The organism is Lacinutrix mariniflava, from assembly GCF_001418015.1.
Lineage (GTDB): Bacteria > Bacteroidota > Bacteroidia > Flavobacteriales > Flavobacteriaceae > Lacinutrix > Lacinutrix mariniflava.
This window is the reverse complement of record NZ_LIQG01000029.1, coordinates 113,762-126,000: the sequence shown is the minus strand read 5'-3', so window position 1 is coordinate 126,000 and position 12,239 is coordinate 113,762. Positions and strand designations below refer to the sequence as shown.

Below are 12,239 nucleotides of genomic sequence, written 5' to 3'. Positions count from 1 at the left end.
TTCTAACTAAGAAAAAGCTGTTTATAAAACGAGTATTATAATAGCGGAGCCCAAAGTTTGCAATACGCTTCTTTTAGCTTTTTAGCATTAGATCTTTTCGACCATTCTTCAGGAATCATCTCTGTAGCATTTTTTAAATCGGCTATAAAATCTGTTTTCATATCTTCACTGGTTTGCTTATCGTAAATAACGGCATTAATTTCAAAGTTAATTTTAAAACTTCTATAGTCCATATTTGAGGTTCCTATAGTCGAAAACATATCGTCTACAACCATTGTTTTAGCATGTATAAATCCTTTTGTATAACGGTATACTTTTATATTAGCATCGAACAATCGTTGTAAATACGAGTTTGTTGCATGCTTAGCTATCCAAGAATCGCTTTCGTCTGGAATTAGCAACTTCACTTCTATTCCACTACGAGAAGCAATTTGTAGCGCCATTATAAATTCATCATTTGGAATAAAATACGGAGTGGTTAAATAAATATATTTATTTGCAGATGTAATTGCAGAAAACATGACATCCATAATATTAGCCCAATCTGTATCTGGACCACTGGCTGCTATTTGTACCGCAACATTATCTTTACAACCTTTATTTGGAAAATAGTCTTTTGAAATATTTTCTATATTAGAATCTGAAACAAATTGCCAATTTATTAAAAACTGCACCTGCAAAGTAACAACTGCCTCTCCTTCTATACGTATACTTGTATCTCTCCAATACTCTTTTCTATCCGGCTTGTTAACATAATCATCTGAAACATTAATACCTCCAACATAACCAATAATCCCATCTATAACAGCAACTTTTCTATGATTACGGTAATTCATTCTACCAGTAAACTTTGGAAATAGTACAGGCATAAAAGAATATAATTGCACGCCACTGTCTTTTAACTTGGTCTTCATTTTATTAGAAATACTTGCACCAACATCATCAACACTCAACCTAACTTCCAATCCTTCTTTAGCTTTATCGCATAGTATATTTAATAATTGTGATCCTATTTCATCATCTTTAACTATATAATATTCTATATGAAGATGGTGTTTAGCATTTCTTAAATCTTCAAATAACCGCTTAAACTTAACTTCTCCATTTTTAAGGATATCAACTGTATTACATCTTGTTAAAGGTGCTTTATCACTTTTTTGAAGTAATCTTACCAACCGAATTTTATCATTTAAAAAATCGCCTTCCAAATCGTCTAACTCTTGTTTGTTTTTTTCCAAACTTTCATTTAACGATTTTATAATATTTTGGTTTAGAACATTCTTCCTATTAAATATTTTATTTTTCCTATGTTCCTGTCCAAATAGATAGTAAACTAAAAGTCCTAAAAAAGGAAAAAACACTAAAGCAATTATATACGTTAGTGTTTTTGTTGGATTAATATTTCTAAATAAAATAGTTATTACAGCAGAAATAGCTAGTAAATAATTAATTACAATAATTAATTTGAACCAATCGTCTTTTAATAACTCTATCATTTATGGTGTTGTAGAATAATAACCTTTTTCTGGAATATCTATAAAATATTGCTTTTTTGAAGCATTATTTAACTTGTTTTCTCTCAGCCAAGGATTATGAATTTTTAAAATCTTATAGTTAATACCTAAATCTTTAGCAAATTGAGCAAAATCTGTAACTGCCGTATCTACAGCAACTTTATAGGTTGGTATTGCTGAATACAAATCTTTAGATCTAAAATTAAACCCATATTTTGCTGGGTTAGATAAGATTTCTTTTAAAGCCATAATTCTAAATACATAGCGACCCGTTTCTTGTCCTAAAAGCAAATCGTAATAACTATCTACTTTTTGTGCTTTTAATCGTTTAGACACACCATAATTCCCAGCATTATATGCTGCTGCGGCATTAGTCCAAGAACCTAAACTTGCTTTAGATTTCTTTAAATAATCGCAAGCTACTTGTGTTGCCATTTCAAGATTGTAACGCTCATCTACATTTGCATTTACCTCTAAACCATTTTCTTTTCCTGTAGCTTTCATTATCTGCCAAAAACCACTAGCTCCCGCTGGAGATTTAGCATTTGTTAGACCACTTTCAATAACCGCTAAATACTTAAAATCATCTGGAATACCATTTTTAGCTAAAATAGGCTCAATTATAGGAAAGTACTTTTGTGCACGTTTAAACATTAACAAACCATTAGATTGCCAATACGTATTTACAAGTAACTCCTTATCCATACGCTCTAAAATATCTGGATTATGTAATGGCATGCGTTCACCTGCAAAATCCAAATAATCTGGAACTTGTAAAGCGTAAACATTATAATCGTTAATAATTTTCTTTTCTAAATTTTCGTCTGTTGGTGCGTCCTGAAAAGCATTTATAAATAACGCTCCTAAGCATAAAAGACCAATTCCTGCTAATACTTTTTGTACAATTTTCATCATCATTTCATTTTTTATAAAATTATAATAATTTAACGGAAATCCCGTCTTATTTATTCTAAAATTAATTTAGGTAAATTCTCATTAAACCACTTGTATTTATCTATTATCATTATATGTGTTCCATTCTTTACTGTTATACAATTTTGTATGCAGTGGTGCGGAAAAACCATATCTTTTTCTCCATGGATATGAATTGCTTCTGGGATAACATCTTCTTGTTCCCAATTAATTACTTGCTCTATCGACCAGTCTAAATAGTATTTATCGTTAACTGAAAGAAACCTTTTATATAAATCTATTCGTTTCTTAATTAAGTCTCCAAACGAAAATTTAGCTAATAAATCGAGATTACTTGCTAATTGTGTAGGCAACAGCTTATAAGCTTTTGTTGCTTTTAGTACTTTAAATCTTTTTGGTAGCTCATGTTTGGTTTTTACACTAGACACTACAAAAAGCTTCCGCAAAGCAATATGTCTACTCATTTCTTGAACCAAAATACCACCAAAAGACACGCCTAATAGAACTATATTTTCATGTTTAATTTTCTTGGTTATCCTTAAGGCATAGTCACTTATGGTTTCATTTTTAACAGGAATCTCCCAATGTAGCTTATGTAATTGGAACTGATTTTCAGGCAATGAGATATTATCAAAAATCGATGGATTTGCCGCCATTCCTGGCATTAAATACACATGTATTACGTCTTGATTCATAAGGATTTAACACTAATTAATAACAAGTTAACAATAAGTTTTCGTATTTTTGTATTGTGTAAAGCTATAAAATAGATAGCACTCTCTTTGCTCCCTTAACATTAAATTAAACTTATTAAATTATGACTGATGCTGCTGAATTGGTTGACAACGACTTTCAACGTCAATTTGAATTAAAAATTGGAGAACATTTTGCTAAGATTGAATACTCTTTGCAAGAACGAAAAATCTTTTTAACCAAATTAATTATTCCTGAAGAAATTACAGACGAAAATTTTACTTCTGATTTTTTAAAATTAGTTTTTGAAAACATAGAAGAACGTAATTTAAGTGTTGTACCTACAAATCCTGTAATTGCTAAATTTATTAGAAAAAACAGGCAATACAAAAAGTTATTACCTGTTGGTTTGAGAATCTAATTCTTTTACAAAATAATAGAAACAAAAAAATAAAAACTGAAATCTAGATTTCAGTTTTTTTTATGCCATAACACTTTCAAAATCAAACCTAACTAATCCATCATCATCAATATTCGTTAAGTTAACTTGATGTATAGTATTCACCAACTCTGGATCCCATGGTGCTTTTACTTTTACATAATTTTCTGTAAAACCATGAATATAACCTGCTTTATTTTCACTTTCAAACAAAACAGACCTAGAAGTACCTATTTGTTTTTCGTAAAAAGCACGACGCATTTTAGTACTTAAGCCACGTAACATTTTACTACGCTTACTTCTTACATTCTTTGGTACAATGTTTTCAAAACTTGCTGCTTCAGTATTATCTCTTTCCGAATATGTAAACACATGTAAATAAGAAATATCGAGCGTGTTTAAAAAATTATAAGTTTCTAAAAAGTGTTCTTCTGTTTCGCCAGGAAAACCAACAATAACATCTACACCAATACAGGCATGCGGCATAACTTCGTTAATTTTAGCAACACGGTCTACATACAACTCTCGCATGTAGCGACGTTTCATTAACTTTAATATATCGTTATGTCCACTTTGCAATGGAATATGAAAATGTGGTACAAATGCTCTAGATTTACTAACAACATCTATAGTTTCGTTTTTAAGTAAATTTGGCTCTATCGAAGAAATCCTAAGTCGTTCTATGCCTTCAACTTTATCCAAGGCTTGCACTAATTCTAGAAATGTATGTTCATGCTTTTTGTTGCCAAATTCACCCTTACCATAATCTCCAATATTAACTCCTGTTAAAACAATTTCTTTAATACCTTTTGAAGAAATCTCCTTGGCATTATCTAAAACATTTTGCAACTCATCACTTCTCGAGATACCTCTTGCTAATGGAATAGTACAATAAGTACATTTATAATCGCAACCATCTTGCACCTTTAAAAACGCACGTGTTCTATCTCCAATTGAATAACTACCAACGTAGAAATCGACCTCATCGATGTCGCAAGAATGTACTTCTCCAAAGTCATTTTTTGAGAGGTCATTTAAATAATCTGTAATCTTAAATTTTTCGGTTGCACCAAGTACTAAATCCACACCGTTAACATCTGCTAACTCTTGTGGTTTTAATTGGGCATAGCAACCAACTGCTGCAACAAAAGCATCTGCATTTGCTTTTTGAGCTTGCTTAACTATTGTTTTAAAACGCTTGTCGGCATTCTCGGTTACAGAACAGGTATTTATAACATAAATATCTGCAGTTTCAGAAAAATCTACTCGCTCGAAACCTTCATCTTTAAAATTTCTAGCTATTGTAGAAGTTTCAGAAAAATTAAGCTTACAACCTAAAGTATAAAATGCGACTTTCTTTTTTGTATTTACTGGCAAAATTTAAGTTTATTATTAAATTGGTATTATATTTACTTCTTACTTTATTTAAAGGTTGCAAATTTAAGTAATTGTTTGCAAGTAAGTTTATAAGTGCTTTAAAATATGACAAAATTTGAAGAAAGAATAGAAGAAGTATCCCAGTTCTTAAAAAACAATGATATTGTTTTAGGTTACAGAAAATTAATCGATTGTGTTACAGACACTCAGAATCTTGATATTTATAGAGATATTATAGCGCTAACAGATTGGAAAGAAAAAAACCCAAACCAAGAAGAAGTATTAATTGAGAAATCTTTAAAAATACTAGAAACAGTATCCCAAGAAATGGTTCCGGAATACGATATTTCTAAACCAATTATTAGCGCCGAAAATATAAAAAAAAATTATGGCCACAATAGATTCGAACTTGGTCCAATTTCTTTAAAAATAAAAAAAGTAACGTATATGGTTTGGTTGGTGAAAACGGAAACGGAAAAACAACCTTACTCCGTGTGTTGGCCAACGAACTAAAGTCGACAGAAGGCACAATAGATTATAATTTTGATAACGCAATAAAAAGTTCGTTTCAATTGCGCTCTAACTTAGTTTACATACCGCAGCGTACAAAAAAATGGTATGGCAGTTTAAAAGACAATTTAAAATTTGTGTTGGCTAGTTATGGTATTCCTGCTGAAGAAAATGAAACCAGAGTACTCATGATAATTGCGAGATTAGGCCTTTGGAACTATAAACACCTAAAATGGAGCGAATTATCTTCTGGTTATAAAATGAGATTTGAGTTAGCTAGAACATTACTAAGAAAACCTGAAGTATTATTACTTGATGAGCCCTTAGCCAATTTAGATGTACTTGCCCAACAAGTAATTTTAGAAGACTTAAAATCTATTTGTAACTCTGTAAACAATCCTATTGCACTAATATTAAGTTCTCAACAACTTTACGAAGTCGAAAAAGTGTCTGACAAAGTCATCTACTTAAAAGATGGAAAATATAAAGAAAACATTTCTAATACTATAGAGAAGACTAAAACAGAACTTATAGTAGAACTAGATTGCAATGCTTCTAGAGAGACATTAACCAAACTTTTTAATCCGCTTCAATTAAATAAACTCGTTTTTAATGGTGGTATTTATATTGCCTATTTCTCTACTGAAACACCTTTTGCTTCGGTTTTAGAAACATTAGGGAAACATAAAATTGAAGTTACTTATATTAGAAACATCTCAGATTCAACACGTCGCTTTTTTGTTTCTTAAACTTTTACTTTACATGAAAAAATTCATACACAAAACAAACAAATATTTATTAGAAAACTATCCAACTTTATGGAATACTAAAGTGGTTTGGATATTAGGCATAACCGCTATTATTCATTTTATTTTTTTCTTTTTGGCCTTGGTTGTTTTACAAATCCAGAAACTCTTCACGAAAGAAATGCTGTCGCTATTTTTTATAGAAATGGAATGGTACTTTTTAGTGTAATGATATCGCTAGTTATTCTCGTAACTTGGTTATTTTTCATGTTTAAAAACAATAGTTTCAAAAGCTTTTATCCAACACAAAAAATAGATATTTTTAAACAATTCCTACTATATTTTATTATTATCTTTTTGTCTACTACCTTTTATTACTCCTATATGACAGGAGTAAAAACCTATATAACGAGTACCTATGAAGATACGGAAATGATAAAAGACGTTGCACTTGCAAACAAAACATCTCCTTTTTTCTCTCATGGTATTAAAAATTATACCATCGATAATGTAAATTTCCCTACACCCTTAAACGAATGGTATTGTGAAAATAAAAAAGAAAATATCGATTATACTAAAGTATATTATCAATTTTTGGATGATGAATATCAATTCTACGATTTAAAAATCGAGACTAGAAAATTGGACGATCCTATAATTAATAGTGATTACTACCAATACAATGTGTATACAGAACGTAACGATTCTACGACTACGTACTACTTTAAGAATGAAGTACAAGATATTACACCTTATATAAAAACTATAGAACCTAGTTATTACAACTACTCGAAGCAGTTTTACTCTTCTAAAACCAACACTTTCGACTCTAACTACTACCATAACGCTTACAACCTTGATTATTATGAAAACCCAATAGCCTATAAGAAATTCGAAAAACAAGAAGAACTCTTAAATTTAAATAAAGCGCATTACGAGCTCTTAGAACGTAATGATCAAGATGAAATAAAATCTATTTTATCAAATTTCTTAATACTTTCTGAAAAATATAAAATTAGAAATAACCTAAATCCAGAAGCTTGGTTGTTTATGGTTTACCAGCCAGAAAACTTTAAACTAAAACATATTATTAATGATGAAAAACGCTTTATAGAGCATGATAATTTAGAATATAAAGATAAATTAACACCTTTTGAAGAACTATACAAAGATTTTAAAAGTGAATATTATTTAGAAAGTGACAGCTTAGGTATTGTCTTTGAAAATATAGATGAGTTAAAAACTAAACCCATTGTTTCATTTGAAGTTCATTTCTATTTATGGATTAGTTTTGTAATTGCTTTGTTGATTATGGTGTTTAGACTAACTGGTTTAAAACCTTTATTATTCTCAATAATAGCAACTGTAATTCTTATAATCTTTGCTTCTTTAGTAGTTGTACTATTTGATTATACTATTTCAATAAGTAATGATTTAGAATATATTATAGCTTATTTTGCTTTTATTATAGGCACAACAATACTTGGTGTCACCCTATTTATGAGCACTAAAATAAAAAAACAAATTGCAGCTATTTTTATCAATATCTCTTTTGTAGGGTTTGTTCCATATCTTATTTTAATTTGCGCTATTATAACCATGCACCAAAAAGATAATTGTAGATTAATATATGAAGATTACTTTTATCGTAAAGAAAATTGTTTTCAATTACTAGAATCTCTAAATCCTATGCTTTGGAGCATCATTTTTCTAGTTATAGGTTTTATTTTTGTTTACTTTTTTTCTAAAAAAATATTAAATTGGAAAGCAATGCCAGAAGGCTAAATTTAAATATGATTTTGAACTTAGATACCACTACTAAATACATATTGCTACTACTATTAGTTTCGCTTTTTATTTCTTGCGGAAATGATAAAAACACTAAAAATCTAAATCAAGTATTTAGATATAATGAGCATAAAAATATTGGTTCTCTAGATCCTGCTTTTGCAAAAGGCAATGCAGATATTTGGGCTGTAAACCAATTATTTAATGGCTTAGTACAAATGGACAGCGACTTAAATGTACAACCAAGTGTCGCTAAAAACTGGTCTATTTCTCAAGACGCACTCACCTACTCTTTTTCACTTAGAGACGATGTCTATTTCCATAAACACAAATTGTTTGGCAAAGATTCTACACGTACTGTAAAAGCCTCGGATTTCGAATACAGCTTGTTTAGAAATTGTAATGAGGACCTTGCTTCTTCAGGCAGTTGGGTTGTTAATAATATTTACGATATCCGTTCGGTTTCTGAAGATTCGTTAGTAATAAAATTAAAATCCGCAGATCCATCATTCATCGGAAAACTAACAATGAAATACTGCTCTGTTGTGCCAAAAGAAATTGTAGAACACTTTGGAACAGATTTTAGAGCGAACCCAATTGGTACTGGACCTTTTAAATTTAAACGTTGGGAAGAAAATATTAAACTGGTTTTTAGAAAGAATAATAATTACTTTGAAAAAGACAATAGTGGCGAACGCCTTCCGTATTTAGAAGCTATTGCCATTACTTTCTTACCAGATAAGCAAAGTGAATTTTTACAATTTATCCAAGGTAATCTAGATTTCTTAAACTCTTTAGACGCTTCTTATCAAGATGATATTTTAACTAGTAAAGGTGAGTTAAGAGCTAAATACCAAGCTAATATTAACATGATTCGTGGACCATATTTAAACACTGAATATTTAGCCTTTTACATGGATTCGGAAACTACCGAAATGCAATCTAAATTAATAAGGCAAGCTGTAAATTACGGATTCGATAGGCAAAAAATGATGACTTACTTGCGTAATGGTATTGGTATTCCCGCAAATGGTGGTTTTATTCCAAAAGGATTACCTGGATACAATGCAACTATTGGCTATACTTATAATCCTGAAAAATCTAAAGCGCTTATAAATCAATTTAAAACGGAAACGAGTATTAATGCTCCCGAAATAACCATTACAACAACAAGTAACTATTTAAATTTCTGCGAATACATACAACGAGAATTACAAAAAACAGGTTTAATAGTTAATGTCGATGTTATACCTGCATCTACTTTAAAAGGGGCGAAAGCAAACGGTAAACTAAATTTATTTAGAGCTAGTTGGGTTGCCGACTACCCAGATGCTCAAAATTATTTATCACTTTATTACAGTGAGAATTTTGCACCAAATGGCCCTAATTATACTCATTTTAAAAGTGATACTTTTAATAAGTTGTATACTCAATCATTTACTGAAACCAACACAAAAACAAGAGAAGCCCTTTACTCTAAAATGGATAGTATTGTTATGCAAGAAGCACCTATTGTTCCTTTATACTATGACGAAGTTGTTAGATTCACAAGAAAAAATGTAACTAACTTGGGAATAAATCCAATAAATATGCTAGAATTAAAACGTGTAACTAAAAAGTAACAATTTCATTTTTAATACTCTCTTCTTTCACCAAGACCATGATAATAAAATTTTGAGATATTCTATAGAATCACTTGTGACTTAGAAGTTAGCTTATATGAGATTTAATCAAAATTCAACTTGCCAAAAGAATCTAAAATTAAAATACTAAACAATAGTATAAAAAATAAAGTTTGTTGGTGAATAAACTAGCATAATAGCATTTTGAACAACAACTTATAATTAAAATTTAAAAAACATAATATTTATCATTCAACTTCATCCATTTTAACTTCTATTGTAATGCCATAAACAATTAAAAACTGAGAAATACCATAGCATAACATAACTAGAATACCCTCAAATGGAAGTGGCTTGTAAAATGATTTTAAAACCATAACTACCTCAGAAAATAAGAAAAAAAACATTGCAATTATTACATAGTTATAACTTCTATTATTAACATCATTCTTCCTCAAATACGCAAACAAAAACAATAAAAGAGAAACAAAAAAATAAATTAAAACGGGAATAAAATAGTTGCCCAAATTATCATAGATAAGAAAAAAAACAAAAACCATTAGAATAAAAATTCCTGATAAAAATGGTAATAATCGTATTAAATTAAAATCTCTATAATTTGTAAAACGTAAACAATACATAGCTTTAGCTCCTATAAACATGAACATTGAAATAATGAAAAGTATTTTATTTAGATGGTTAATAACTGTGATATCGGCAAGTAAAAATAAAAAAAGGGCTACTAACATATACTTATGTTTTTCCTTAGCTACAGCAGTATGATTTTTAATGTAAAAAAGAATAAGAACCAACATTAAAAGTGGTTTAGTAAAATAACGAAATGGGAAAGGCTCTAGATTGACTTTAACACCAATATCTAATAGTAAAACTAGAAAGTAACCGATAATAAAGTAAGGCTTCTTAATATTGAAAAATTTATCCAGCATTTGGAACTTTAAAATTATTTATTAAAATGTTAATCAAAAAAACATTTTCATTCTTTTCTTTATTTAAAGAATTATAAACGTCTAATTATTATAGAGAAATAATAATTACGACTATAATTTTATAATTAATTAATTTTTTTATTAATCAAACCTCTTCAACAACCTTTACTTCTACTAAAATCCCAAAAACAATTAGAAATTGAGCTATTCCATAAAAAAGCATAACCGAAATATCTTGAAAAGGAATAGTTATATAATAAGTTTTTATAGCCATAATAATCTCTGAGAGTATTAAAAAAAACATCGCTAATAATACCAAATTATAACTCCTGGCATTAACATCATTCTTTCTTAAATAAGCAAATAAACATAATAATAAAGAGACAAAAAAGTAGATTAAAACCGGTATAAAAAAATATCCCAAACCTCTATAAATAATAGCAAAAACTAATACCATTAAAACAAAACTTCCTGCTAAGAATGGTAATAATCTTGAAATTTTAAAATCTCTTGTATTAGTAAATCTAAAACAATAACTCACCTTAGCTAAAATAAAAAACAACATACCTATAATAAACCTCAAATTATTAATATGATTAATTACAGCAATACTTGCAACCCAAAATAAAAACAAAGATATTAAAGTTAAATAGTGTTTTTTTTTGTCGTTGCCTCTAGAGTTTCTTATATAAAATACTATTAATAAAACCATTAATAGTGATTTAGTAAGATACCGATATGGAAAAGGGTTTAAATATAATTTTCCCCAAAGATCTAAGGATAAAGATAAAAAATAACCAATTACAAAATATGGCTTATTAATATTAAAAAGTTTCTCAAGCATTTGGGGCTTCAAAATTATGTATTAATAAATGTTATTATATAAGTAAACACAAAGCAATTTAAACTCATTAAATTATTTTAAATCTATGTTCTTTTTATAATTGTTCTCTTTCAAAATCCCTAATACAATTAGATATTGTGCCAAGCAATAAAAGAACATAACAGTTATCTTATTGTACGCTATTAAAGGATTATAAAACATTTTAAGTATGTTTATACTATCTGCAATCATAAATGCTATTACTCCTACTATACCATACCAAAAACTAGGAGCATTTACTTCACCTTTTCTTAAATAAGCAAATTGCATTAAAAGCATAGCAACAAACAAATAGAGTAATAATGGGATGAAGTATTTACCTAAATTATGATAAACAATAGACATGACAATACTCATGTATATAAAGCAGAAAAATAAAAATGGAATTAATTTATTTATATTAAAGTCTTCGTTATTTAAAAACCGAATAGAGTAACATATTTTCGCACTAACAAATAAGAAACTAGCAATTACAAAATGAAACATATTACCATAGTTTCCAGAAATAAAAAAAAAGTCTCCAATAATAAAAAAACTTAGAGCTGTAATGACTAACTTCTTTTTATTGGCATCTTTCTGATTAGTATTAAAAAGATAAAATAGTAATAAGCTTAAACTTAATATTATTTTTGAAATGTACCGAAAGGCATATAGCGCATCATTATTCTTAAAAAAAGTATCTAAAAGATATAGTGCGATATATAAAACTGAAAATCTAAATGTATTTTTAAAAATAAATTTCATGTTGGTAGTTGGGATACCGAATATAAACTTTTAATTTAAATTT

At 28.7% G+C, this 12,239-nt stretch carries 13 protein-coding genes; 6 read left to right on the top strand and 7 right to left on the bottom strand.

Features of this window, described 5'->3' with window-relative positions; genetic code table 11:
- Window positions 1-35: 35 nt before the first annotated feature.
- From cls to ASC44_RS15085, 3 genes are read right to left on the bottom strand one after another with little or no spacing between them, the layout of a single operon-like run.
- On the bottom strand, window positions 36-1,496 hold the full coding sequence (gene cls, locus ASC44_RS15095; protein ID WP_055448455.1) for a cardiolipin synthase: 1,461 nt from the start codon (window positions 1,494-1,496) through the stop codon (window positions 36-38).
- The gene (locus ASC44_RS15090; RefSeq protein ID WP_055448454.1) at window positions 1,497-2,426 is read right to left on the bottom strand and encodes a lytic transglycosylase domain-containing protein; all 930 of its coding nucleotides are present in this window, start codon (window positions 2,424-2,426) and stop codon (window positions 1,497-1,499) included.
- A 53-nt stretch (window positions 2,427-2,479) separates the two neighbouring features.
- On the bottom strand, window positions 2,480-3,142 hold the full coding sequence (locus ASC44_RS15085; RefSeq protein WP_055448453.1) for an alpha/beta hydrolase family protein: 663 nt from the start codon (window positions 3,140-3,142) through the stop codon (window positions 2,480-2,482).
- Between the two features lie 122 nt (window positions 3,143-3,264).
- On the opposite strand from ASC44_RS15085, the gene ASC44_RS15080 reads away from it, so the two are divergent.
- Window positions 3,265-3,561 (top strand): N-acetyltransferase, encoded by a 297-nt coding sequence (locus ASC44_RS15080; protein ID WP_055448452.1) that lies wholly within the window; start codon window positions 3,265-3,267, stop codon window positions 3,559-3,561.
- Window positions 3,562-3,621: 60 nt separating this feature from the next.
- Here the strand turns inward: ASC44_RS15080 and mtaB are convergent, their stop codons facing one another.
- Complete coding sequence (gene mtaB / locus ASC44_RS15075; protein WP_055448451.1) at window positions 3,622-4,956, bottom strand: tRNA (N(6)-L-threonylcarbamoyladenosine(37)-C(2))-methylthiotransferase MtaB; 1,335 nt, start codon at window positions 4,954-4,956, stop codon at window positions 3,622-3,624.
- A 105-nt stretch (window positions 4,957-5,061) separates the two neighbouring features.
- On the opposite strand from mtaB, the gene ASC44_RS18395 reads away from it, so the two are divergent.
- From ASC44_RS18395 to ASC44_RS15055, 5 genes are all read left to right on the top strand, one after another.
- Entirely contained in the window at window positions 5,062-5,469 is a 408-nt protein-coding gene (locus tag ASC44_RS18395; protein WP_241491439.1) for a hypothetical protein, read from the top strand.
- Window positions 5,409-6,215 (top strand): ABC transporter ATP-binding protein, encoded by an 807-nt coding sequence (locus ASC44_RS15070; RefSeq protein WP_241491438.1) that lies wholly within the window; start codon window positions 5,409-5,411, stop codon window positions 6,213-6,215. Before ASC44_RS18395 ends, ASC44_RS15070 begins: the two co-directional genes overlap by 61 nt.
- A gap of 13 nt (window positions 6,216-6,228) precedes the next feature.
- Window positions 6,229-6,441, top strand: coding sequence for a hypothetical protein (locus ASC44_RS15065; RefSeq protein WP_055448450.1), 213 nt, complete (start codon window positions 6,229-6,231; stop codon window positions 6,439-6,441).
- A gap of 155 nt (window positions 6,442-6,596) precedes the next feature.
- Window positions 6,597-7,997 carry a hypothetical protein gene (locus tag ASC44_RS15060; protein WP_055448449.1) on the top strand — a complete coding sequence of 467 codons (1,401 nt, stop codon included), beginning with the start codon at window positions 6,597-6,599 and terminating at the stop codon, window positions 7,995-7,997.
- 8 nt (window positions 7,998-8,005) lie between these two features.
- Window positions 8,006-9,622, top strand: a complete 1,617-nt coding sequence (locus tag ASC44_RS15055; protein WP_055448448.1) for an ABC transporter substrate-binding protein — start codon at window positions 8,006-8,008, stop codon at window positions 9,620-9,622.
- Between the two features lie 248 nt (window positions 9,623-9,870).
- On the opposite strand, the gene ASC44_RS15050 is transcribed toward ASC44_RS15055, so the two are convergent.
- The 3 genes from ASC44_RS15050 to ASC44_RS15040 form a co-directional block, all read right to left on the bottom strand.
- Entirely contained in the window at window positions 9,871-10,569 is a 699-nt protein-coding gene (locus tag ASC44_RS15050) for a lysoplasmalogenase (RefSeq protein ID WP_055448447.1), read from the bottom strand.
- A gap of 145 nt (window positions 10,570-10,714) precedes the next feature.
- A complete protein-coding gene (locus ASC44_RS15045) occupies window positions 10,715-11,413 on the bottom strand; it encodes a lysoplasmalogenase family protein (protein WP_055448446.1) in 699 nt (232 codons plus the stop codon).
- Window positions 11,414-11,485: 72 nt separating this feature from the next.
- A complete protein-coding gene (locus ASC44_RS15040) occupies window positions 11,486-12,196 on the bottom strand; it encodes a lysoplasmalogenase family protein (RefSeq protein ID WP_055448445.1) in 711 nt (236 codons plus the stop codon).
- Window positions 12,197-12,239: the final 43 nt, after the last annotated feature.